This window comes from Seohaeicola saemankumensis (assembly GCF_021021435.1).
GTDB lineage: Bacteria > Pseudomonadota > Alphaproteobacteria > Rhodobacterales > Rhodobacteraceae > Seohaeicola.
Genome location: NZ_JAINWI010000019.1, coordinates 73120 through 96131, shown reverse-complemented (window position 1 = coordinate 96131; position 23012 = coordinate 73120). Strand labels below are relative to the sequence as shown.

Genomic DNA, 23012 nt, shown 5'->3' with positions numbered 1-23012 from the left:
ATTATCCGCCTTACCGGCTCAGTTCTGGGTGAAAATCAACAGCCTTGGAGACTTTGTGGACGTAATAGCTGAATTCCGGCCCGAGTTGCGCGACGATGCGGGCAAAAAGCGCTGTCACCTTGTCGAGATAGGCATCGTCCGTGGTGTAGCTGTTGATCCCCTCGAGCCGAATGCAGCGGAAGAGTTCGTTGACCCGGGTGCGCACGGTCTGGTCGTCGACGAGACTCACATAGGGCAGCATATGCGCGAGGCGGGTCTCGCGCGCATACCAGTCCGGCGTCATTGTGCGGGCATCGAGCGCAGCATCACGGGCGTCATCACGGGGCATAGCTATCCCCGCCATGGATGCTACGGTTGCGGGTGGGTGGCGTCTCCTGCAACGCGGTCATCATTACGTCGATAAAGCGCGGATCCCAATCCGCGGCCTTCCACAGCACCGGATAGAGCAGGGCGGCGACACCCAGCACCGCGATGTGCTGGACCCAGACAAACAAGAGCACCGAGCCGAAGAGCCAGACCATCGCGTACATGATGGGCAGGCCCAGAAGCTTGGGCGGGCGCACAAGGCCGAGGAAGAGAGGCGCGCGCTCAGCCACCGGCAAAGACCGCGGCAACAATGGTGGGAGCGGCGGCGACACCGGCGATGCCCACAAGCACCCAAAGCGCTTGGCGCAGATCGATGATGTTGAAGAACCAGCTCAAAAAAACGCCGAGGACCGCGAGTGTGGCGATGACCACACCAAGAGGTCCGGTCAACGCATCGACAATGCCCTGCAACAAGCTCTGGATCGGGGAGAGATCGATGCTCTGTGCAAGGGCGGGCTCGGCAATGAACAGGAATAGCGCCAGCGAGGCGACAAAGAGGCTTGAAATCTGTTTCATGAATTTGATCCTTCCGATCGGGCCACGACGGCCATGACGCGGGCCACGTGGTTCTGGGTTTCTCGGTAAGGGGGAATGCCACCGTGTTGGCGCACGGCGTCCGGCCCCGCGTTGTAGGCCGCAAGCGCCAGGCGCGGATCACCGAAGCGCTCCAGCATCATCGCGAGGTAGCGGGCGGAACCGTCGAGGTTCTGTTGGGGGTCACGCGGATCGACGTCGAGATCACGCGCGGTTGCCGGCATCAATTGGCCCAGACCAATGGCACCCGCGCTCGAGATCGCATCCTGCCTGTAGGCGCTCTCTACTTCGATATTGGCGCGGTAGAGAGCCAGCCAATTCGTGACGGACAGTCCCGCGCGGCGCAAACCGGGATGGCTGGCATAGCGCAGGGCCGTTGCCTCTATGCCCGAGAGAACGTCTGCGCGGGGCAAGGGTGCTGGCTGGGCGAGTGCCGCAAACCTCAGCGCGTCAGGCTCAGCAGCTGCTTCAGTCTCACCAAGAATGACCAAACCATCGGACGCCGATCCCTGACCAGCGCCGTCATTGTAGTTCCGGGCAAAACCGCTCTGAGAGCGGGACGGGGTCAGAGAGCCGTCACTCTCCATGACCAGGACCATTTGCGCTGAGGCTGGCGGTGCGACCAGCCAGAGACAGACGAGGTTAGCTGCCAGCATCCTTGTCTGATGGGGCTTTGTCTGGCGGGGCGAGTTTATGCGTACGGCTTGTACCCGCCTCAAGCGGCAGGTCGACATGCGCAAAGCCAAGGCCAATGAAGAAAGACACCACGCCGGAGATCGTCTTGAATTCGCGGATTTTGATATCGTTATAGGTCGTCCGCGTTCGGGCGGTGACGAGGAGCTTTTCCACGCCGTCATCGGAGACAACGCGCATGATCCAGACCCCGTAATAGCTGGGGCCTTTCTGGTGTGCCGACTCTTGGCAAAGGATTTCTGCGCTATAGCCGCTTTCCACGAGCTCGCGGAACCTGGCTTCCGTAACCACATTTGGTGCTTCGATGTCCCAGTTCATGGCCCGGCTCACGCTTTCTCCAATGGCGCGACCCCAGGCATTCCCACTTGAAGCCCAGAGTTACGATAGTATACTATCAACCGCAAGATATAATATCATGTTTCGGCTGTAGTTTGGTCACGCAGACACTAGTCACGGCCAACGTCTGCGATCAAGGAGATAACAGGTTTGAGAAACCCAAGGTTGACAGGCCTGCTCCCATTGCAAGCTATAGTCCTTCTAATCTGCGTTCCCGGGCCGGTTTTGGCGGAATCCTGCTTCGCCCCGGCCCGTCCTTTCCTGCCAAGCGATTCGCAGGCAGCGCGGGACTATGCGGATATCATCCGCGGCGACTTCGAAGATTACATTCAGGATATCCAGAGCTACTTCCGTTGCCTCGACAGTGAACGCGCCCGCGCCTTCGAAGAAGCGCGGGAAGTCAGCGAGGATTATGGCCGGTTTCTGCAATTGGTAGGGGATTGATGGGCAGCCTCGGGAGCATCAGACTTGCAGCCCATGGAAACCAGACGCCGATAACACCCTCATATATCTACTTTTTAGATAATAGATTTCATCCGCTAGCGACGTCACAAAAGGTATGTGACGCGTGGCAAAGACAATCAGAAGCACAGGACAGGTGGCACTCTGCCAAGCATTGGTCGACGCCCGCATCAAGGCGGGCCTCGGTCAGGAGGACTTGGCGGTCAAGCTCAAGTGCCATCAATCACTTGTGGCGCGCATTGAAAGCGGCCAGCGCCGGGTCGACGTCGTCGAGCTGGTCGTCCTTGCGCGCGCCATTGGCTTTGACCCCTTCAAGGTTCTGGCGATCGTTGAAGCCGCCACGGAGCCCGACCACCGGATTTGATCCATTTCATCTTTCGAGAACACGGGAGCTGACTTCTCCCGGTGTGAATTCGTTACCGCGAGGACGAACAGTAACCGATTTTAACGAGGCCCGGCACACGGTTGCAGCAAACGCTTTGGATCTGAGCTGCTATCCGCAACGCCAAATTGCAGGAAGTCAGTAAACAGTGAACGAAAATGAGGTCGAAGGCGTCGCGATCGCCAATTTGATTGCAACCGATGAAGAAACCATTGTCGGCTGGGTATATCGCTGGAACACAGGTGCTCTGGCAATCCGGTGGGACATCCATGGCCCGCAGCGTGTCTCAAAGATTTACCCGGAGCTCTGCGATGCGGATAAAGCCGAAATTGACTTCGCGTCTCTCATGCAGCTGCCCTGTCGCAACGACTGACATGGTAGAATATGGCCTTTATGGCCCTCGATTGTGTGAGTGTGCCTGCGTTGCAGGTTTGATTTCGTACAAGGCCCTGCGCGACTTCGCTGCGGCTCAATAGTCAGTAATTGACCTGCTCAAAACCGTAATTCCCGCTATAGTCACGCCACTCAACGAAGACGGATCTGTGATAAATGCTCGGGCAGTGCTCGCCCCATCGCTCGAGACCGGCATGCGCATCAGGAAGCGCTGCGGGTGACGACACCCTCCAAGAAAAATCGCCCTGGATCCCGTAGGTGCCGAGGACAACGGCGGCGCTGCGGTTGCAGTCGCCATCTCGCCCGGATTCGTGCTGGCGGGCATAACGAACGTCAAAGACGCGGATGGAACGCACGAAGTTGAATTCCGGCCCGCTGATATCGATGTCGGCGCGGTCTTTTACGAGCTGGAGGGCGTAATCAGCCCTTACGAGGTTGTCCCAAGCCGCGTTGGAGCCTTTGCGCCCAAGCATCCCGCCTGCCCTGGCTGCCTGATCGAAGAGCGGGGTTGAAGAGTTTGGAGGGGTTCCTGAATCACCATATAGGGCATCGAAGATCCGGTCCGCGGGCCGCGATCTAGCAGGTCCATCGTAAGACGCACCCATCGGGCAGCGCCAAATCTGAAGCGGCGGCTCCACCGGCCATGGAGTTATGCGCCGGATGAACTCGGCCCGTGCGCGGGCGCAGGGCACGGAAGCTGGCCATCCACCGGACAAACACAGCAGGATGGCACAATCGATCTGATAGGTTTGGGCGCGTGCTTGTGTCGGAACTGTTGGGCCGGTCAAGGCGAGAGCTAAAAAGGCCGCCAGAGGGAGGTTTTTGAATTCGAAACGCATGGCAAGGACCCTTGACAATCTTCACCCAGCATACCTACGAAAATATACTATTGCAACAATGATGATGCGTGTTGCGGTTGCGGCGGTCAGCAAGATCGCGAGGTGACCGAGCCGCCCGTCGTCATCCGCCACGTTCCGCGCTGCGCCAATCCCACGGCATGTCAAAGCGTCCGAGCCATCTCGATCGTCAAATGAGTCTCGAATTGCCCTTAAATCGGTTCTACCTAAATCTGTTTGGCGAATAGGACGCATTCGGGCTCTCAGCAGTTCTGCAACGGCTCAGAAGCAGACGGAACCTTGAAGGCTTCGAACCTCGTGAGTTCGAGGACCAGGCCAGGCTGGCTTGAAGCAGGCCGTGCACCCGTTTCAGGTCGCTGTCGCTTAGCTTGCACTCGCAATCGACGTCGATCACACCTTCATGACCTCTCACAAGCTCAGTGAAAACGGTTCTCCTCCTCTTCAGGCTTGCCGTGACCGTAGAGGTCGGCGTTTTCGTGTGCGCGGTCTTCGTGTTCGAACTCCAGGCTGGAATGGGCGATGTTGAAGTCCTCCTTCAGCCGGTCCTTGATCGCTGCCTTGATCTTTTCGATTTTACCCCAGCCGCCCGCTGTCAGCACCACGTGGCAGTCCAGCGCCGCCTTGTGCTCCTCCATCTGCCACAGATGCACGTGGTGAACGTCCGCTACACCATCGACGCTCCGCAGCGCCTCAACGACGGCTGCATTGTCGATGTCGGGTGGGCTGCCGAGCATCAGGGTTCTGATCGGACCGCCAATCTCAGTGAAAGCCAGATAGAGGATGTAAAGGGCAATGCCGATGGTGATTGCGGGATCGACCCATCGCATGTCGTAGAGGATGATCAGGGACCCTCCAATGATGACTGCCACAGAGGCCAAAGCGTCCGACAGGTTGTGCAGGAAAAGCGCACGGATGTTCACACTGCCTTTCTGCATCGAATAGGTGAGCAGCGCCGTCAACGTGTCGACGACGAGTGCCACACCGCCCAGGATCACCACCGTCCAACCAGCGACCTCGGGCGGGTCGATCATCCGCATGCCACCCTCATAGATCAGGTAGAAACCGATCAGGATCAGGGTCGTGTAGTTGATGAGTGCCGCGACGATTTCAATCCGACCATAGCCGAATGTCATGCGTTCATCGGCGGGTCGTCTGGCGATTTTGCGCGCAACGAACGCGATCACCAGTGACGCCATGTCCGAAAAATTGTGTAGGGCATCTGCGATCAGCGCCAGGCTGCCGGAAAGGATGCCGCCAACGATCTGCGCGACGGTCAGAAGCCCGTTGGCCCAGATTGCGATGGAGACCCTACGATCACCTGATTCAGGATCAATGTGGGTATGGCCATGATCATGCGGCACGGTTGTTCTCCTCATGGCTGTGGTTCGGTCGACTGAGACCAGGGACCTTTGGCAACATTCCACGACGGATGCGGCGAACCCGGGCATTCATCCAGTGACGGATGACGTGGCGATAGAGAAAGTCACGCGCAAATCCGAAGTTCTGACTATATTTCAAATAAAAGTCATCGGGCGCATCAAAGGTTCCAAAATCACGAACGATACCGGTTTTCTGAATATAAGTGCTGCCGCCGTTCCAACTGACTGGTGGCGCACTCAGGCAATCCGTTCCAGCGCCGTAGCCGCAAAGGCTTTCTGTTTCGCTGAATTCCTTCTGAAGCGACTGCAGGAAGGGGGCGTCCAGAATGAAGCCTTCGAGATTGATCCAGCCCTCTTCTGTTTCGACTTCGACCCACGAGTGCAGAATTTCGGACGGTGCGAGGGGGTAGACCAATTCGGGCACCACGCCACGCTGCAGGGCCTTGTGGATGGTGAAGCCGTGCAGTCGGCAGCGGATGCCTACGCTGCGCAGCAGTGCCATGAGAAGCGTCCCTTTCGTGTTGCACTGCCCGTAGCCGTCGGTCAGCACCGCAGAGGCGGGAATGTCGTCGACGCGGTTGTAGCCGAACGCAATCACGTTCCGGACAAAGTCATAAACCGCGCCAATCCGGTCGACACGGGCAAGGTCATGCCAGCCACGATCTCGTACCAGGTTCGAGATTGAGGGCGAGTCAGAATCCAGCAGTCTTGTTGCGGTTAAATAGGAATCGGTGGGTGCCACAGGGTCTCTCCTCGAATCGTTCACGAGGAGTCTTAATCTCTACAGTGACTAGAGAGACAAGCCTTTTCTCAAATGTTACTTTCGATCACAGCTCTATCCGATAGTGCCAAGGGCCGGGAAGGTTTCGAGCAGCCAGAAGGCAAGGCGGCTGATTTGACCTGTCATCACGCCGATACCCATCAGCACCATCAGACCGCCCGATATACGATAGAGCCATCGACCAGCCGGACCGATCCGCTTTAGCCTGCCTGCAATCTCGTTGGTGAAGAGCGCGATGATCAGAAACGGCATTCCAAGTCCTGCGGAGTAGATTGCCAGCAAGGCCATCCCGTCCGCTCCAGATGTCGCGCTCACCGCCAGGATCGACCCAAGCACAGGGCCTATGCAGGGCGTCCAGCCAAAGGCAAAGGCAAGACCCAAAAGGTAGGCTCCAACGGCGCTGCCGCCGTCAACTTTCACGTCGGGCCTCGTGTCACGCATCATGGCGGGGATCTTGATCGCGCCCATCATGACAAGTCCAAACAAGACGATCAAAAAGCCACCCGCAAGCCCGAGTTCGTATTTCCAGCGCAAGAGCATCCCGCCCAAAAGACTTGCCCCGGCCCCAAGCGCCACGAAGACTGTCGAAAACCCGAGCACGAACCACAAACTCAGGACAACGCTGCGCACCCGTTCGGCAATGCTACGCGCCGCCCCGGATTTCACGGCGGGCTGTCCCGCGATGTAAGACACGTAGCCAGGAGCAAGAGGCAGGACACAAGGCGACAGAAAGGATATGGTGCCACCCAGAAAAGCCGCGACGATTCCAACACCTGAAATTTCGAACATTCAATTCCTGCCTTGCTTTAGCCTGTGAAACGCGCACCGTTGTAAAAGCTAAAGCTACTGTAGGAGCAATGCCGTTTTATTACGCTCCGCGGGGTGCCGCGAGGATGATGGCAGCACCCAACAAGCATACAGTGGTGCCGAGCAGATCCCACCTGTCCGGCCGGTGCCCTTCGGCGAGCCACATCCAGAGAATGGACGCGGCAATATAGATCCCACCATAGGCGGCAAAGGCGCGTCCCGCAGCCACAGTGTCGACCTGAGCCAGAAGCCAGCCGAACGCCACCAGCGCCGCCACACCGGGGACAAGCCAAAGTGGGGACGCGCCAAGACGCCACCATGCCCAGATGGCAAAGCATCCGGTGATCTCAGCCAAGGCCGCGAGCGGATAGACGAGCACTGCGGTCATCTCAGGCGCCGATCTCGTCGTGGTCCGTCAGGCACTCGGAATGGTCGCGCAACACCTCCAGCACACGGCAATCGGCCGTGTGCCCGCCGCTGCATTCGTGCACCATCCTCTGCAATTCTGTCCGAAGGGCTTCAAGTCGGGCCATACGTTGCTCAACCTGCTTGAGTTGTCGGCGAGCGATGGCATCGGCCTCCGCGCACGACTTGTCTGGATGATCGCTCAGATCAAGAAGCTCACGGATTGCGTCCAGCGAGAACCCGAGTTGCCGCGCATGCCGGACGAAAGACAAGCGGTCAAGCTCACTATCTCCATAGCGCCGCTGACCGCCAGCCGATCGCCCGGGCTCGGGCAGGAGTCCGATCTGCTCGTAATAGCGGATCGTCTGCACCTTCGTCCCGGTCCTTTTTGCCAAAGTGCCGATTGTGAGCATATCACCTCTCCAAACTATCTACAGCCCGTGTAGCTTTAAGCGTTTTTTTGCACAAGTTCCGCTCGGCATCTCACAGGTCAGTGAACATCGCTCTTTCATCCAGAATAGGTCTTGAACCTACAGTAGCTAGAGGGTGTAAACGCGCCTAAAATATAGAATCAAATTCGGGCGGAGCGGCGTGCGGCTATCAGGTCTTCAGAAAGTACTACGGGTTTTGGCGGGTGTGGCGGCGCTCGTTTTCATCTGGTCGTTGTTGTGGTGCGACTATTTTGTCGCCCAGCATCGGGTCTCGACGGGCGCACTATCGTAAGTATCGTGAACAGACAAAAAAGGACTAACCTTGAAACGGCGCTAGCCTGAGAGCGCGACACCATGGAGAGCGGGTCCAGCTTGCGTTCGACGCGGAAAAACGACTGTTTTGTAGGAAGCCCAGACGAGCATCGCTGTCGCCTAGTTGGTCGGAGTCTTGGCTCTGCCCACTGTTTGAGGGGTCGACGCCGTCACAAAGGCGTTCGGGACTAGCACGTTGCTGTAACTTCCCGAGACTGAGCGCGAAGAAAAAGAGGTCAGAATATGCGTACAACCTTGGCAGGGTATCAGGGATTGCTTATCAGTCTCGCACTCTTTCTTGTTTTTGTGGCAAGCCCTGTTCGCGCCTTGGAATCCAATGCGTATCGTTCCGAAGTTCTGACGGCACGTTTGATCGTCGCGGAAGCAGGAATCGCCCCAGGATCGCAGTTCCTTTCGGCGGGTTTGAAGATTGAACTGGAGGAAGGATGGAAAGCGTACTGGCGGTCGCCAGGCGAGGTTGGCCTGCCGCCAGAGATCGATTGGGAGGGGTCCACAAACCTTGAATCCGTCGACATGCTTTGGCCCGCACCCACGCGTTTCCGCGCCTTCGGAATTGAAAATTTCGGCTATGCCAAACAAGTAATATTTCCATTGCAGTTGCGGCTTGCGAACTCTGATAGAGCGGCCGAGCTGAAGGGACTCGTCGATCTGCTGATCTGCTCCAATGTGTGCATTCCGGAAAGGTTTGAATTGACACTCCCTGTGCCATTGGGAACGGGCGTCGATGCGAAAGCCGCGACCGATATCGCGACATGGGCCGCTCGCGTACCTGTTGCAGGGCCAGAAAGTGCAATAGCGGTCTCGGGCGCATCGCTGAAGCAGGATCAGGCATTGGTTGTTCAAATGACGCGGCCTTCTGGCTGGAACAATCCCGATCTTTTTCCAGAGTTTGGTGCAGGCTCTGCATTCGGCGCACCCGACATCCGCCTTACAAGTGATCGCACCGGTCTCTGGGCAAGTATCCCGATTCTCGCGTTAAGCGAGGAACAAACCTCCCTTCGAATTACGGTCGTAGACGAGGGTGTCGCGGTTACATTCGATGATGTGAACACTACCGACGTTGTACCTGCGCCACCTTACGCATCCGAGACCAGCCAAGATAGGGGTCAGTTTTTCCCGATTCTCTTGCTGTCCTTCCTGGGAGGGTTGATACTGAACGCAATGCCATGCGTCTTGCCAGTTCTATCGATTAAGTTCGGGTCGGCGCTCCGAATGAAGAATCGCTCCCTTTCACAATTGCGCGCGGGATTTCTCGCTACGGCTGTGGGAACTGTTGCTTTTATGTGGGTGCTGGCCTTGGCGGTCATAGCGCTGCAGACGCTCGGATATGCCGTTGGATGGGGTGTGCAGTTTCAGAATGCATATTTCCTAATTGCACTCATTCTCGTTGTCGGACTCTTTGCGGCAAATTTGTTTGGAGTTTTTGAAATTTCTTTGCCCAGCAGCTGGATGGTTAGGCTATCTGGCCGCTTTGGGCGGGGGTATGCCGAAGACTTCTCCACCGGCGCTCTGGCTGCGATACTTGCAACGCCTTGTTCAGCCCCGTTGCTGGGGACAGCCATTGCCTTCGCCCTTTCTGGCACGACAGGCGATATACTTGCGGTTTTCACAGCGATGGGGATTGGGCTTGCACTGCCATATATTCTGGTTGCCGCTTGGCCTGGTTTCCTGTCTCGACTGCCCAAACCGGGACCCTGGATGATAAGCGTGAAGATCGTTCTCGGATTGCTGCTTGCCGGAACCGTTGCATGGCTATGCTGGGTCTTGATTGGTGTGACGTCGCCAACTCTCACAGGCCTGGTGCTGCTGGGTCTTGGGCTCATCGTACTGGCGGCGAGAGCCTATCAGGTTCAGCCTCGTAACGGTTTGCTGTGGGGAATGACTGCGGTTTTGGGCATGACGTTGGCGGCCCCTGCACTGCTGCCAAAAAGCTCCGATGATGTAACAGCCTCGATCACTTCTTACTGGGTCGAGTTCGACCGGTCCCGGATCGCGCGTGAAGTGTCGCAGGGCAAAACTGTCTTCGTGGACGTTACTGCGGATTGGTGCATCACTTGTAAAGCAAACAAAACCCTGGTCCTGGATCGTGAACCAGTTTTGGGAGCACTTGGCGAGGAAGGCGTGATTGCGATGCGCGCGGATTGGACGCGACCGGACGCGAAAATCCAATCCTATCTCGAGGCGCACGGCAGATACGCAATTCCGCTCAACATCGTCTACGGTCCAGATGCTCCTGAAGGTATCATTTTATCTGAACTACTATCTGCGGATGCCGTTCTCGAAGCACTGTCGGCTGCCAATCTCAGCGCTGTCCGAAAACGATGACATAGTGCCGTTGCATTGCTCAAGGGAGGCAGAACCTACAGTGGTTTAGTTTCAGGTGAAAGGAAAGCTGTTATGTATCTGAGACCACGCGGCCCCAATTTATTTGTTGATCCGATCCAATCGGGCCGTGGCGGCGGCACGCATAGGGTCGGTTTCCGGAAGGCTTTCGGCCAAGGTGCGCGCATTGTCGGCGGCGTTCTGGGCAGCATCAAAGTCACCCAATACACTGTACGCCTCCGCAAGCCGAAGCCATCCTTCAAGATTGTCTTGGTCATCCAACAATCGCGCCGCCAAGCGGTCAACCATGGAGCGGACGAAAGCGCTGCGTTCCTCGACCGACATGTCCTGAGCGGCCTCGATATCGGCCGCACCGGGGCTACGCGCGTCCCGAGAGTCCGGAAAGAAATCAGCTAGGGTGACAGGGCTCTCTCCAACCTGTTCCCCCAATCGGTTGGCGACAGACAGGAAAAGTTCCATCCACGGATAGGCGCGATCCGCTCTCTTGAGGCGCTCGATCAAAAGCGTCCTCGCTTCATCTGGAACCCCGTCCTGTTCGAGGATCCGGGCTCTATAGAAAATTGGGCCTGGATCATCGGGGTCCATCTCCGATGCGCGTTCGATCACGCTTTCCGCTTGCGGCGTCACGATCCCGTTCTCGGCTGCGATCAAGGCCTCGGCATATAGCAATAGGGTTGAGATATCTGCATTGTCGCGGACAGTGACGCGTTCGAATGCATCGGCGGCATCATCGTAACGAGCCATACGCATATAGGTCTGACCGAGCAGAACCCAACCATCACTTGGTCCACCAGACTCGTCTGCTTCAAGCCGGGTTTTTAGTCTCTGGGTCAACTCTGAGAGGTTTGCGGCTTCCTGGGTTTCAGATGCGCGAGACGCCAGAGGCTGGCTTTCGATCTGTGGCGAGCCGATTTGAGAATACAGAGCGAAGGCTACCAATGGCGTGGCAATGGCGGACGCGAAGATGGTGCTTCGCCCACTTGCGCGCGACGATTCACGTGTCGCAAGCCGACCGGCAGCCAGAATGCGGCGTTTGATTTCAACCCTGGCCGCGTCGGCCTCGGTAACGGATATCAGATTCCGCTCTTGATCAGTATCAATTTCGGAAAGCTGATCCTTGAGGATAACCAACGCTCCATCCTTTCTGTTCAGGACTTCACCCGTTCGATAGAGACCGGACAAGAACAGAAGGACAGTGATGGATGCCATCGCGCCTAACACCAACCAAATCATGGGTCTCTCCGTCCTTCATTTTCATGAAAAATGGCTTCGAACTCACGCTCTTCATCGGGGCTCAGTGGATCAGCAGTGCCATCAAGAACGGCCCTGCTTCGGCACCTGATTGTGACAAAGACAACGCCAATCCCAACGGCAAAAAGAACCGCTGGTCCGAACCACAACAGATACGTGGCGGGTTTCAGTCGCGGCCTGAACAGGACGAAGTCACCATATCGATCTACGAAAAACGCAATGATCTCGTCATTTGTTTCACCTGCAATCAGACGTTCGCGCAGCAAGGTGCGCATCGTTCGGGCAACACCCGCATTTGAGCTATCGATATCCTGATTCTGGCAGACAACGCAGCGTAGCTGCTTTGAGAGCTCCCGGGCGCGCGACTCAAGCACCGGATCATCCAGCAACTCATCTGGCTCCACAGCCCATGCCGCGGTTGTTGCGGCAAGCATCAGCACCAGTGAATAGAGCCAACTCTTCATGATTGACCACCTGCTGCGGCCAACGCAGCACGAATTTCATCCTGTGCCTCTGGCGTCACAATGGGACCAACGTAGCGATAGACTACGATACCGTTCGCATCGATCACAAACGTCTCAGGCACCCCCGAAATACCCCATTCGATACCGACCCGGCCCTCGCTGTCTGATCCGATCCTCTCATAGGGGTTGCCAAGCTCCTCCAGCCAGTTTGCGGCATCTGCTGGTTTGTCCATGTAGTTAATCCCCATCAGCCGAACACCGTCCTGTTCAACAAGCCTGGTTAGCACCGCATGCTCAGCACGACAGGGCACGCACCATGAAGCGAATACATTGACCAAAACCGGCTCGCCAATGCTACGAAGGGCTGCGGCCGACAGTCCGGGGGTCTGCGTGCTCTCTACCGGTGGAAGCTCAAAATCCGGAACTGGTTCGGAGACCAAAGCGGAAGGAATTGCGTTAGGATCTCGGTCTGGGTTGAGCCCCCAGAACAAAAATCCACCCAAGACCACTGCGACCAGCGCTGGCATCGCGAGAAGGATTTTCTTCATCATATCATTCCGCCGGTTGAAGCGCTGACGACCGGCTTTTTGGCGACGGCGCACCCACCCGCAATCTGCGGTCCGATAGCGAAAGGGACCCGCCAAGCACCAGCATCGTCGCTCCGATCCATATCCAATTAACCAGTGGTTCGTAGAGAATGCGCAAATTCCACTGGCCCGACGCCTTTTCGGTCGCAGGCTCACTGATGGTGACGTAGAGATCACCTCTGAGCGTTGATCGGATTGCAGATTCGGTTGTGGACGTCCCCGCAACTGGATAGTTTCTGCGCTCTGGACGAAGAAGCGTAATCTCCCGTCCATCTTTCAAGACGCGAAGCTGGCCTTGTTGTGCGATGTAGTTTGGACCACGCAACCGTTCGACACCGTCGAATATTACCTCAAAACCGGCGATTTCCACGGTCGTCCCCGGTTCTGCGAAAAGAACACGTTCTTCCTTCCAGGCTGTGGAACCTACAAACCCAAGCACAAGCATTGCAACGCCAAGATGCGCGAGCGTCATACCGTGCGCAGCGCGCGGCAAGTTCCGCGCGCGACGCAGCGACTGTGAAAGGGGTAAATCAAAGAGCTTGATGCGCAACGCCCATTCGCGCAACGTTGCAACAAAAACCCAGGCTGCAATCCCTATTGAGACCACTGCAAGCAGGGGCCCGTCTGTCTGAAGGTACCAAACGATCCCCGCAACACCAATCGCGATACCAAAAACCAAACGCAGCCGCTGCCAGATACCGGGAAGATCGGCCCGTTTCCAAGACAGGAATGGGCCAATTCCCATGATGATGACTAGCGGCAGCATGAAAGGGATAAACGTCGCGTTGAAATACGGTGGTCCTACAGAGATCTTTTCATCAGTCACCGCTTCCACAAACAACGGATAGAGTGTTCCAAAAAGGACGGTCGCCGTTGCGGTCGCGAGCAGAAGGTTGTTGAGCAAAAGCCCCGCCTCGCGGCTAATCGGCCGAAATACGCCACCCGATCCAAGCTGAGGCGCGCGCCATGCGTAAAGTGTCAGTGAGCCGACAATGGTTACGCCAAGAAGGCCGAGAATGTACACGCCGCGCGCCGGGTCGACCGCGAACGCGTGAACGGATGTCAAAATGCCGGATCGGACGATAAATGTCCCCAGAAGTGACAGTGAAAAGGTCAGGATGGCCAAAAGAATGGTCCAGCTTTTGAACGTGTCCCGCTTTTCCGTGACGATAGCGGAGTGCAGGAGTGCCGTACCCAGCAGCCATGGCATGAAGGATGCGTTTTCCACCGGGTCCCAAAACCACCAGCCGCCCCAGCCAAGTTCGTAATAGGCCCACCAAGAGCCGAGTGCGATCCCCGCAGTGAGGCTGATCCAGGCCGTCAGAGTCCAAGGCCGCACCCAACGCGCCCATGCGGGATCCACCCGACCCTCTATCAGAGCCGCGACCGCGAAGGAGAAGACGATCGAGAAGCCGACATACCCAAAATACAAGAGCGGGGGATGCATCGCCAACCCGATGTCCTGCAGCAGAGGATTAAGGTCTGTGCCATCCAGAGGCGGCGGAAACACCCGCTCGAACGGATTGGATGTAAAGAGCATGAAGCTCAGGAAACCGACGCTGATCCAGGCTTGAACGGATAGAGTTCGCGCTTTGAGACCAACCGGAATGTTTCTGCCCAGCAGCGCGACCCCAGCCCCGAAAAGTACGAGAATAAAGGTCCAGAGAACTAGAGACCCTTCGTGGCTGCCCCAAGTGCCGGCAACCTTGAAGATCATCGGCTTCAGAGAGTGGGAATTTTCAACCACGTTTCGAACCGTGAAATCACTGACAACAAAGGAGCGCATGAGCGCGCCAAACGCAATTGCAACTAACGTCACCTGAAGCACCGCTGTTGTCTTTGCACTTTCCATCCAAAGCACGCGTCCCGTGCTTGCTCCGACAATTGGCAAGATGCTTTGAACAATCGCGACGGCAAGCGCGAGGGTAAGGGCGAATTGTCCGATCTCAGGTGTCATTTTGCGTCCTCCTGAGTAGCGCTTCTGCATCCGAGCCGGACAAGGTTTCCGCATCGGGATAGTTCAGCATGTTCATCGTCCATTCTAGTGAGATCATATCGCGACATTCTCCACTTTCCGCCTGTGTTCGCTTCTGTGAATCGCAACCGAGTTGGGGTTGGGCGGAAAACCGAATGGGATGAAGTTCTTTGCGCGTGCATGCCGTGAGCAGGATCCGACAGTTGATTCGCGTCCTTTGTAGTTCCTGTAGTCGCTGTAGGTTCAAGCGTTATTTTAGACTGATACCTTAAAAAATGACCCATGCTTGCAGTGCATCTGCGTAGCAGCTTTGTATCTGCAGGCCCGGTTTCCGCAGGCGTCGGATTTAGCGGAAATTGCCGTTGCCTTCCCTTGATGGCCACCTGCAGGGTCAGACGAAGCAGCGAAACATTGAGTGACGGCAGGTTTTGAAGCGCTGAATAGAGAGCATTAGCTTCACAGGTGCGTGACGTGCTGCCGCAGGGCAAGAATCACGCTTGAACCTACAGTAGCTAGAGGGTGTAAACGCGCTTAAAATATAGAATCAAATTCGGGCGGAGCGGCGTGAAGCTTTCAGGTCTTCAAAAAGTGCTATGGGTATTGGCGGGCGTCGCGGCGCTCGTTTTCATCTGGCTGTTACTGTGGGCGGACTACCGCGCCGATATTTCCCAAGCCGAGACCGAACCACCTTTCCTTGCGCAGTTCGAACTGACGGACCATATGGGCATGATCCGCACCGAAGAGGACTTTGCGGGTCGCTGGATGCTTGTGTTCTTCGGGTTCGCCAATTGCCCAGATGTCTGCCCGACGACGCTTGCAGAGGTGGCGGCGGTCATGGATGGACTTGGCGAGGATGCCGCAAAAGTGCAGCCGATCTTCATCTCGATTGATCCCGAACGCGATACGCCAATGGCTCTTGCCGACTTTGTGCCGCGCTTTGATGCAGGCATCATCGGTCTGACCGGAACATCCGATCAGATCGCTGAGACCGCTGAAACCTTTCCGATCTACTTCGAACGGATCGAAGAGGCCAGCGCGCCGGATGGCTATACAATGGGGCACACATCGCACCTGTTCCTTTTTGATCCGCAGGCGGGCTTCGCCGATTCCTGGCCCTACGGCACACCCGCCGAAGAGATCCTTGCGGATCTGAGAGAGAGGATCTGATCGCCATGACCCGACTTTCCGGAGAAACGGCCCTTGTTCTTGCTTGGATCATTGCGCTTATCTCATCGCTTGCCGTGCTCTTTATTGGCGAGGTTCTTGGTCAAACGCCTTGCGTCCTTTGCTGGTTCCAGCGCGCCTTCATGTTCCCCCTGGCTGTCGTTCTTGGGCTCGGGCTGTGGTGGCAAGATCCTCGCGTGGGGCGCTATGGCGTTGCGCTGGCGCTTGGGGGGGCGGCGGTGGCGTTGTATCACATCGGCCTCTATGTCGGGCTGATCCCCGAGGCGATCCAGCCCTGCAAGGCGACCGGCCCCTCTTGTACCGACGACAACCAGGTGGTCTTCGGCATTCCGATTCCGCTGATGGCGCTTGTCGCCTTCACGATGATCGGGGTGCTGTCGGCCATTTCACTGAAGGAAAAACAAACATGAATCGACGCGGTCTCGTTCTATCCGTTCTGGCTGTTGGTGCCGCAGGTTTTGGCGGCGCGGCCTGGTATGCCACCCGCCCCCAACCCATTGCAGAGGCAGTCCCTGTCGCGCCTGAAGTGAACGATGTGCTGATCCGGCCCTATTCCCCGATCCTCGGCCCCGAAACGGCACCTGTCACGATTGTCGAGTTTTTCGATCCAGCTTGCGAGGCCTGCCGCGCCTTCTATCCCGTGGTCAAGGATATCATGACTGAGCACGGTGATGCGGTCCGTGTCGTCATTCGATACACTGCCTTTCACGGGGACGCTTCGGTGGAAGCGATCCGTGTTCTCGAAGCTGCGCGGATGCAGCATGTGTTCGAACCCGTGCTGGAAGCGGTCCTGCGCGAGCAGCCGCGATGGGCGTCCCATGGCACTCCGGCACCGGGTTTGATCCTTGAGATTGCCGCAAGCGGTGGTCTGGATGTCGAAGCTGCTCGGACACAGATGCTGGCCCCCGGTGTCGTGGCCGTGCTCAATCAGGACCGCGCTGATGTCGAAGCGGTTGGCGTTCGACAAACGCCCACGTTCTTCGTCAACGCCAAGCCATTGGACCCGTTTGGTGAGGCAGAACTGCGGCGACTGGTGGCGGCGGAAGTTGCGGCCAGCCAAAGTTGATGCTCGGCCAGATACAGGAGAATTCTTCATGACAAAACTATCTTACATCAATGGTTTGCCCCTTGTCTTGCTACTCTCGGGCATGTCGACTCCGGCATTTGCCGGTTCGGAGGATGTGGTCGTCGAAAACGCGTGGTCCCGTGCTTCAATCGGGGTCAACCGCCCTGGTGCGGCCTATATGACTGTGCGCAACACCGGTGAAGACACGGTCACGCTGACCGGGCTTACAACACCACTGGCCGTGATGCCCCAGATCCATGAGACGAAAACCAACGCCGACGGCGTCAGTTCTATGGCGCCTGCTGACGAAATCACGATTGAACCGGGCCAAAGCGTAGCATTGGAACCGGGAGGGCTGCACGCCATGCTCATGAAGCTGCAAAACCCGATGATCGAAGGCGAGACCTTCCCACTGACACTGACGTTCTCGGACGGTGGTGAAGTGACTGTTGAGGTCCCAATTCTGGGGATCGCCGCGCGCGGGCCGGAGAGCTGATGCAGCGTCGACATGTGGTCCAATACGGTGCAGCCGGTGTAGGCGCTGTCGCTCTGATGCTCGGCGTCGGTTGGTGGCGGGTGGATGGTCCCGGTGCACCAAAACCGGCCGGCCAAAGGCCTCTCCCCCTGTCGGCGATGGATTTCCGACTGACCGATCACGAAGGCAATGAAGTGGGCCCGGAAACCCTGATCGGACGCCCGACCATGGTGTTTTTCGGGTTCACCTACTGCCCGGATGTCTGCCCCACGACGTTATCGGATATCTCAGGTTGGCTTGAAGATCTCGGGGACGACGCCGCGCGGATGAACGTGGTCTTCATCACAGTCGATCCGGAGCGGGACACGGTCGAGGCCATGGCCGAATATGTCGGCTATTTTCATCCGGCTATTCGCGGCTGGACTGGGCCGGCAAACCAGGTTGCCCGCGCTGCAGAAGGATTTCGTGCCTCGTATGAGCGCGTCCCGACCGAAGGCGGCGACTATACAATGAACCATACGGCAAGCGTATTCCTGTTCGATGCCAAGGGTGAACTCGTCACCATGATTGACTATCACGAGCCAAGAGAATTCGCAGTGCCGAAGATCCGGCGTGCACTGACAGAAGACGTAGAGGGGGCAACATGAAGATTAGAATTGTTTTGGCGAGCGCTGTGGTCGCAGGCGCTTTTTCGCTGACCGCCATCGCCATTTCTGGCGTTCTTTCTAAAGAGCCAGTGCCTCCTGCGATTGCTGAAGCGACCCTCTGGACTCCCGATCCGCTCTCGATGCCTCAGATCGCCGACTACGATGTGACACCGCCCGCTGCATTTCACGCCGACAATGCTAGCCCAATGCGACCTCTGCCGCTCTTGCAATCCGTCTTCGCAGAAACCGCCTTGCCCGAGATTGAACCGCCTTTGATAACCTGGTCGCGTGAGATCGCGTCGGGCGAGACGCTGGATGCGGTCCTGGCGAACGCGGGTATCGCTGCGCCTGCGCGTGCCGAAATCGCGCTCGCGCTTGGTGCAGAATATGACCTGCGCCGATTGCGCCCGGGCCATGAGATCACTGTGATCTCAAAGGTGGACGGAAATCCGAGCCGCGTGGAACTGGCAGTTGACGATGGGGTGCGGATCGAAACGGTCTTTGGTCAGGAACTTGTCACACGCGTGTTGGAGCCAGACCCTGAAATGGTGACGTTCGCGGGCGAGGCAGTGATCGAAAGCTCTGTCTTCGCGGCATTGGACAAGGCGGGCATCCCTGCTCGCTTTGCGGTCGACATGGCGCAGATGCTGGGCGGCACAGTGGATTTTCGACGCGAACTTTCCGGTGGCGAGACGATGCGTCTTCTTTGGCGCGAAGCGCGCGACGGAAACGAGAGGATCGGTCAGCCCGAACTTGCCTTTGCCGCACTGAATCTTGGTGAAACGGTCTACGAGATCGTCTGGCCGGATGACGGCAGCGGCAAAGCGACGATCTATGTTGATGGAGAGGTCCTGCGTGTCTTTGCCCAACCGGTGGAAGGAGCGCGGCTGAGTTCCGTCTTTGGCCGTCGCACACACCCAGTCTATGGGAATGTGCGCATGCACACCGGCGTCGACTTTGCTGCAGCAAGCGGTACGCCGGTGAAAGCGACGGCGCCCGGACGCGTGAGCTTCATCGGACGTCGCGGTGGATATGGCCGGGTGGTGGAGATAGCGCATGGATCCGACACCCTGACACGATACGCACATCTCAGCGAGGTGCCGGACACACTCGAACAAGGGCAGCGCGTGATGGCCGGAGACATGATCGGTCGCGTCGGTGCGACCGGCACCGCGACCGGCCCCAATCTGCATTATGAGGTTCTTGTCGATGGTCGCCCGACGGATCCTCTCTCAGACGACCGACTGGCAGAGGCGGCCGAGCGGGATGCGGATGACACGGCTGCACTTGAGCGATTGGCTGAGGCACGCACGCTACTGGCCGAGAGGCTCACCAGCGAATTTATGCAAACAACAACCGAAAGGCTTTAATCCATGAAACGACTGGCTCTCGCCCTTGCAGTCACGCTGGCCTTGTTCCCCGCGGCGCAAGCTGTCGCCGATGCGATCCAGATTGATGTCCGGAAGACAAACGGCTGCGGCTGTTGTCTGTCCTGGATGAAGCACCTCGAGGAAAGCGGATTCGCGCCGACAGGCGAGGACATGTTCGGGGGATCTCTTGTGCGCTTCAAACTCGACAATGGCGTGCCTCAGCGCATGGTCTCCTGCCATACGGCTTTGGTCGACGGCTACGTGATCGAAGGACATGTACCGGCATCAGACATTCAGCGTTTGTTGGATGAGCGTCCAGATGCAGTGGGGTTGGCGGTGCCCGGAATGCCCTATGGATCGCCGGGCATGGGACCGGAAGACGATCGTGAGGCTTATGAGGTCTTCCTGATCCGCGGCGATGGATCGACCGAGATCTTTAGCAGTTATTCGGCCGCTGACTGACGTATCGGCGAGACCTCAGCGCTTGGAACCCTTCTCCCCAATTACCCTTGGCTTTCTTGGAAGCCTGGCCGCCGGATCGCTGACCGCGGTCGGGGCGATCCCCGTTCTTTTCGGGCGCATCCCATCCCGGGCTACACGCGATCTGCTACTTGGCTTCGCAGCGGGTGTCATGCTCGCGGCCTCGTTTTTCTCGCTGATCATCCCGGCTCTCGATGCAGCCGAAGGACAGTTCGACAACGGTGCTCTCCCGGCGGCCATCGTTTGTGTTGCGATCCTGCTTGGCATGGGCGCGGTCGCTCTGATGAACGAATGGCTGCCGCATGAGCATTTCAAGACGGGGCGGGAAGGCCCAGACGCTGCTTCGCTGCGCCGCGTCTGGCTCTTCATCATTGCGATCACGATCCACAATCTCCCCGAAGGACTCGCCGTTGGTGTCGGGTTTGGGGCTGACGGTCTGTCTGGTGGCTTGCCGCTTGCGATTGGCATCGGGCTGCAAAACGCTCCCGAGGGTCTCGCCGTAGCGGTCTCATTGCTTGGTGAGGGTTATTCCAGGCGCCGTGCGTGGGGGATTGCCGCCCTGACAGGTCTTGTCGAGCCGGTAGGCGGGCTTCTTGGGGCTGGGATCATCAGCATCTCGCAGCCGCTGTTGCCATGGGGGCTCGCCTTCGCCGCCGGGGCGATGCTCTACGTCATCAGCCACGAAATCATTCCCGAAACCCACCGTTCAGGCCATCAAAACAGGGCGACACTCGGTCTCGCAGCCGGCCTCGTGATCATGTTGTTCCTCGATGTATGGCTGGGAGGATGAGATGAAACTGACCCATTTCCAAGGTTTCATTGCGGCTGGAACTGCTTTTCTTGTCGATCAGGTGACAAAAGCAATTGTCGTCGCCAATGCGGCAGATTTGAGCGCCGGAATTCCGGTCTTTCCCGGTTTCAATCTCATCTACCTGCGCAACGATGGCGTGACATTCGGATTACTTGGTGGCGCGCCATGGTGGAGCCTTACGGCGTTGGCCCTCGCTGTCTGCGGCTGGTTGACCGTCATGTTGGTGCGCACTGCCAACCCGGTTGAGGCTATCGCCTATGGTGCGATTATCGGTGGCGCGCTCGGCAACGTCCTCGACCGCATCCGGTTTCGGAGTGTGACGGACTTCCTCGATTTCTATGTCGGATCCACGCATTGGCCCGCCTTCAACATGGCGGATGTTTTCGTGGTCAGTGGCGTGGGCCTACTGCTCATAGCCCCTTGGTTGAGCGCCAAGTTGAAAACTGGCACATGATGGCGGGCTTGCGACCACTGACGGGTCGTGGCCGTTACATTCCCCTGCGATCAGGGATTAGCTTTGCAGCGGGCGGTTTAACGGTTTTAACCCTTCCACCATTCTCATGGCTGATCGTTGTTCCGGTCGCCTTCTCAGCACTCTTTCTCGTCCTCCGGCAGGTTTCGACAGCGCCCGCCTTCTTCATCGGCTGGGTCTTCGGAATGGGCCAGTTCGGGTTTGGAGTTTCCTGGATCGCCGAGAGCTTCTACGTCGATGCCGAACGTTTCGGTGCCCTTGCGATCCCGGCAGTCGCGGGACTGTCCGCCGGACTGGCCATTTTCCCGGCGATTGCGGCGATGTTATTTGCCACCATCATGCAGCGCCGTGCTGTCGGCGGCATTACGGCAGGTCTTCTGCTTGCAACCTGCTGGGTTGCCGCAGAATGGCTGCGCGGTCATGTCCTGACGGGGTTTCCCTGGAACCTTGCCGCTTATGCTCTTGTCGAACATGCCGCCCTGCGCCAACCGGCCGCCTGGGTCGGAAGCTATGGGCTAAGCTTTCTCACGGTCTTTATCGGGCTGTTGCCCGGTGTGTTGATTGTGGCGGCACCAAACAGACGCGTGCCTGTTCTCGTGCTCTTCGCCGCTGCGGTGATGGGCCTCTGGGGTGGCGGCGCGCTGCGTTCAGGGACGGATGTGCCGCCGACGGACATCGCTTTGCGCATCGTCCAGGGCAATGTGCCGCAAGTCGAGAAGTGGGCACCGGGCAGCCGCGAGCGAACACTGGAAAAATACTTGAGCTTGTCTGCGCAACCTGGACGCTTCGACCTGCTGCTGTGGCCGGAAACGGCCTTTCCCGGTTTTCTGGACGAGGACGCCTTGGCGCGCAGGCGGTTATCCACGGTTCTGCCAGACGGCAGGATCCTTTTGACAGGAGTGCCTGACCGCGTAGAGGGCGATGGGGAAACCCGATATTTCAACACGGTTCAAGCCTATGACGGCAACGGCGAAATTCTGACGGGATATGCAAAACATCATCTTGTTCCGTTCGGGGAATATGTGCCCCTGAGAGGCTGGCTGCCGATCGAGCGGCTCACCGAAGGTTTGGGCGATTTCACGCCAGGACCAGGGCCACGCACGCTGGCGATCCCGGGTGCGCCTCTGGTCGCGGTGGCGATCTGTTACGAGATCATTTTTCCGGGCCAGGTGGTCGATGACCTTTTTCGCCCCGACTGGATTTTCAACGCAACAAATGATGCCTGGTTCGGTACCAGCATCGGCCCCGAGCAGCACCTCGCCTCCGCGCGCATGCGCGCGGTCGAAGAAGGGCTTCCTGTGGTCCGGGCGGCCAACACGGGGATTTCCGCGATCATCGACGCCAAGGGAGAGATCATCGCGCGCCTCGAGACCGGACAAACTGGAGTCATAGATGCCACCCTGCCGACAGCGCTTGCGCCTACACCTTACGCACGTTTCGGTGATTGGACATCGCTGGCGCTCATCTGTGCGGTCTGGGCCTTAGCCTTTACCGTCGGATCGGCCAGACGACGTTTCAATTCAGAAAAATCAAAATCGGAGGAATCGTGATGCTGGTGCTCGCAGGCTTTGTCGGAGGGGCGCTCTGGGGTGGCTATCTGGCGCAACGGCAGAAAGGGAACCGCCTGGATATACTTCAATACGCGACAGGCTTCGGTATTGCTTTCGGCCTACTCGCTTTTTTCGCCTCGGTGATCCTCTTGCGCATCACGTCTTGAGATTGCTTTG

The 23012-nt window shown here is 57.8% G+C and carries 29 protein-coding genes and 1 pseudogene; 15 read left to right on the top strand and 15 right to left on the bottom strand.

Translation table 11 applies throughout. From position 1 onward, the window contains the following. Positions 1-34: 34 nt before the first annotated feature. The 5 genes and pseudogenes from K7H22_RS17450 to K7H22_RS17430 form a co-directional block, all read right to left on the bottom strand. Positions 35-328, bottom strand: a pseudogene (locus K7H22_RS17450) (type IV secretion system protein B4); the annotation flags it as partial. Continuing rightward, a complete protein-coding gene (locus K7H22_RS17445) occupies positions 318-596 on the bottom strand; it encodes a type IV secretion system protein VirB3 (protein WP_012187324.1) in 279 nt (92 codons plus the stop codon). The gene K7H22_RS17445 and the pseudogene K7H22_RS17450, both read right to left, overlap by 11 nt. Beyond that, positions 589-882 (bottom strand): TrbC/VirB2 family protein, encoded by a 294-nt coding sequence (locus tag K7H22_RS17440; RefSeq protein WP_230802125.1) that lies wholly within the window; start codon positions 880-882, stop codon positions 589-591. The genes K7H22_RS17445 and K7H22_RS17440 overlap by 8 nt, the downstream gene beginning before the upstream one ends. Then, the gene (locus K7H22_RS17435; RefSeq protein WP_230802129.1) at positions 879-1499 is read right to left on the bottom strand and encodes a lytic transglycosylase domain-containing protein; all 621 of its coding nucleotides are present in this window, start codon (positions 1497-1499) and stop codon (positions 879-881) included. The genes K7H22_RS17440 and K7H22_RS17435 overlap by 4 nt, the downstream gene beginning before the upstream one ends. Positions 1500-1542: 43 nt before the next feature. After that, positions 1543-1911, bottom strand: a complete 369-nt coding sequence (locus tag K7H22_RS17430) for a hypothetical protein (RefSeq protein ID WP_230802124.1) — start codon at positions 1909-1911, stop codon at positions 1543-1545. A 210-nt stretch (positions 1912-2121) separates the two neighbouring features. Here K7H22_RS17430 and K7H22_RS17425 point away from each other — a divergent pair, with 210 nt between their 5' ends. From K7H22_RS17425 to K7H22_RS17415, 3 genes are all read left to right on the top strand, one after another. After that, a complete protein-coding gene (locus tag K7H22_RS17425; RefSeq protein WP_076981275.1) occupies positions 2122-2373 on the top strand; it encodes a hypothetical protein in 252 nt (83 codons plus the stop codon). 124 nt (positions 2374-2497) lie between these two features. Next, a complete protein-coding gene (locus tag K7H22_RS17420) occupies positions 2498-2755 on the top strand; it encodes a helix-turn-helix domain-containing protein (RefSeq protein ID WP_037275519.1) in 258 nt (85 codons plus the stop codon). Positions 2756-2921: 166 nt separating this feature from the next. Further along, complete coding sequence (locus tag K7H22_RS17415) at positions 2922-3146, top strand: hypothetical protein (protein WP_008282968.1); 225 nt, start codon at positions 2922-2924, stop codon at positions 3144-3146. 103 nt (positions 3147-3249) lie between these two features. Here the strand turns inward: K7H22_RS17415 and K7H22_RS17410 are convergent, their stop codons facing one another. From K7H22_RS17410 to K7H22_RS17385, 6 genes are all read right to left on the bottom strand, one after another. Then, the gene (locus K7H22_RS17410) at positions 3250-4005 is read right to left on the bottom strand and encodes a hypothetical protein (protein ID WP_085976983.1); all 756 of its coding nucleotides are present in this window, start codon (positions 4003-4005) and stop codon (positions 3250-3252) included. A 434-nt stretch (positions 4006-4439) separates the two neighbouring features. Continuing rightward, complete coding sequence (locus tag K7H22_RS17405; RefSeq protein WP_008282971.1) at positions 4440-5384, bottom strand: cation diffusion facilitator family transporter; 945 nt, start codon at positions 5382-5384, stop codon at positions 4440-4442. Next, positions 5374-6144, bottom strand: coding sequence for a transglutaminase-like domain-containing protein (locus K7H22_RS17400; RefSeq protein WP_230802123.1), 771 nt, complete (start codon positions 6142-6144; stop codon positions 5374-5376). Before K7H22_RS17400 ends, K7H22_RS17405 begins: the two co-directional genes overlap by 11 nt. Before the next feature lie 93 nt (positions 6145-6237). Further along, entirely contained in the window at positions 6238-6972 is a 735-nt protein-coding gene (locus K7H22_RS17395) for a cytochrome c biogenesis CcdA family protein (RefSeq protein ID WP_045685251.1), read from the bottom strand. Positions 6973-7051: 79 nt separating this feature from the next. After that, positions 7052-7378, bottom strand: coding sequence for a YnfA family protein (locus K7H22_RS17390; protein WP_230802122.1), 327 nt, complete (start codon positions 7376-7378; stop codon positions 7052-7054). 1 nt (position 7379) lies between these two features. Further along, complete coding sequence (locus K7H22_RS17385) at positions 7380-7808, bottom strand: MerR family transcriptional regulator (protein ID WP_008282975.1); 429 nt, start codon at positions 7806-7808, stop codon at positions 7380-7382. 573 nt (positions 7809-8381) lie between these two features. On the opposite strand from K7H22_RS17385, the gene K7H22_RS17380 reads away from it, so the two are divergent. Next, a complete protein-coding gene (locus tag K7H22_RS17380) occupies positions 8382-10484 on the top strand; it encodes a protein-disulfide reductase DsbD family protein (RefSeq protein ID WP_008282976.1) in 2103 nt (700 codons plus the stop codon). Positions 10485-10583: 99 nt separating this feature from the next. Here the strand turns inward: K7H22_RS17380 and ccmI are convergent, their stop codons facing one another. The 4 genes from ccmI to K7H22_RS17360 are packed head-to-tail and all read right to left on the bottom strand — an operon-like array spanning position 10584 to position 14761. Beyond that, the gene (gene ccmI / locus K7H22_RS17375; RefSeq protein ID WP_027263709.1) at positions 10584-11735 is read right to left on the bottom strand and encodes a c-type cytochrome biogenesis protein CcmI; all 1152 of its coding nucleotides are present in this window, start codon (positions 11733-11735) and stop codon (positions 10584-10586) included. After that, positions 11732-12217 carry a cytochrome c-type biogenesis protein gene (locus K7H22_RS17370; RefSeq protein ID WP_037240132.1) on the bottom strand — a complete coding sequence of 162 codons (486 nt, stop codon included), beginning with the start codon at positions 12215-12217 and terminating at the stop codon, positions 11732-11734. The genes ccmI and K7H22_RS17370 overlap by 4 nt, the downstream gene beginning before the upstream one ends. Next, positions 12214-12765, bottom strand: a complete 552-nt coding sequence (locus K7H22_RS17365) for a DsbE family thiol:disulfide interchange protein (protein WP_027263707.1) — start codon at positions 12763-12765, stop codon at positions 12214-12216. The genes K7H22_RS17370 and K7H22_RS17365 overlap by 4 nt, the downstream gene beginning before the upstream one ends. A gap of 4 nt (positions 12766-12769) precedes the next feature. After that, positions 12770-14761 carry a heme lyase CcmF/NrfE family subunit gene (locus tag K7H22_RS17360; protein ID WP_008282980.1) on the bottom strand — a complete coding sequence of 664 codons (1992 nt, stop codon included), beginning with the start codon at positions 14759-14761 and terminating at the stop codon, positions 12770-12772. A gap of 618 nt (positions 14762-15379) precedes the next feature. Here K7H22_RS17360 and K7H22_RS17355 point away from each other — a divergent pair. Genes K7H22_RS17355 through K7H22_RS17305 form a run of 11 tightly spaced genes read left to right on the top strand, consistent with a single transcriptional unit; the run spans position 15380 to position 23002 of the window. Then, positions 15380-15946, top strand: a complete 567-nt coding sequence (locus tag K7H22_RS17355; RefSeq protein ID WP_008282981.1) for an SCO family protein — start codon at positions 15380-15382, stop codon at positions 15944-15946. 5 nt (positions 15947-15951) lie between these two features. Further along, positions 15952-16374, top strand: a complete 423-nt coding sequence (locus K7H22_RS17350; protein ID WP_037239850.1) for a disulfide bond formation protein B — start codon at positions 15952-15954, stop codon at positions 16372-16374. After that, a complete protein-coding gene (locus tag K7H22_RS17345; protein WP_008282983.1) occupies positions 16371-17030 on the top strand; it encodes a DsbA family protein in 660 nt (219 codons plus the stop codon). Before K7H22_RS17350 ends, K7H22_RS17345 begins: the two co-directional genes overlap by 4 nt. Positions 17031-17058: 28 nt before the next feature. Beyond that, positions 17059-17526, top strand: a complete 468-nt coding sequence (locus K7H22_RS17340) for a copper chaperone PCu(A)C (RefSeq protein WP_230802121.1) — start codon at positions 17059-17061, stop codon at positions 17524-17526. Beyond that, a complete protein-coding gene (locus K7H22_RS17335; RefSeq protein ID WP_043872276.1) occupies positions 17526-18152 on the top strand; it encodes an SCO family protein in 627 nt (208 codons plus the stop codon). The genes K7H22_RS17340 and K7H22_RS17335 overlap by 1 nt, the downstream gene beginning before the upstream one ends. Next, positions 18149-19522 (top strand): M23 family metallopeptidase, encoded by a 1374-nt coding sequence (locus K7H22_RS17330; protein WP_230802120.1) that lies wholly within the window; start codon positions 18149-18151, stop codon positions 19520-19522. Before K7H22_RS17335 ends, K7H22_RS17330 begins: the two co-directional genes overlap by 4 nt. Before the next feature lie 3 nt (positions 19523-19525). Next, the gene (locus K7H22_RS17325) at positions 19526-19984 is read left to right on the top strand and encodes a DUF411 domain-containing protein (RefSeq protein WP_008282828.1); all 459 of its coding nucleotides are present in this window, start codon (positions 19526-19528) and stop codon (positions 19982-19984) included. Between the two features lie 22 nt (positions 19985-20006). Then, positions 20007-20792, top strand: a complete 786-nt coding sequence (locus tag K7H22_RS17320; RefSeq protein WP_230802119.1) for a ZIP family metal transporter — start codon at positions 20007-20009, stop codon at positions 20790-20792. After that, positions 20773-21267 carry a signal peptidase II gene (gene lspA, locus K7H22_RS17315; RefSeq protein WP_008282830.1) on the top strand — a complete coding sequence of 165 codons (495 nt, stop codon included), beginning with the start codon at positions 20773-20775 and terminating at the stop codon, positions 21265-21267. The genes K7H22_RS17320 and lspA overlap by 20 nt, the downstream gene beginning before the upstream one ends. An 8-nt stretch (positions 21268-21275) precedes the next feature. Beyond that, entirely contained in the window at positions 21276-22835 is a 1560-nt protein-coding gene (lnt, locus tag K7H22_RS17310; protein WP_230802118.1) for an apolipoprotein N-acyltransferase, read from the top strand. Continuing rightward, positions 22835-23002 carry a hypothetical protein gene (locus K7H22_RS17305; RefSeq protein WP_043872279.1) on the top strand — a complete coding sequence of 56 codons (168 nt, stop codon included), beginning with the start codon at positions 22835-22837 and terminating at the stop codon, positions 23000-23002. Before lnt ends, K7H22_RS17305 begins: the two co-directional genes overlap by 1 nt. The last annotated feature ends 10 nt before the right edge of the window (positions 23003-23012 follow it).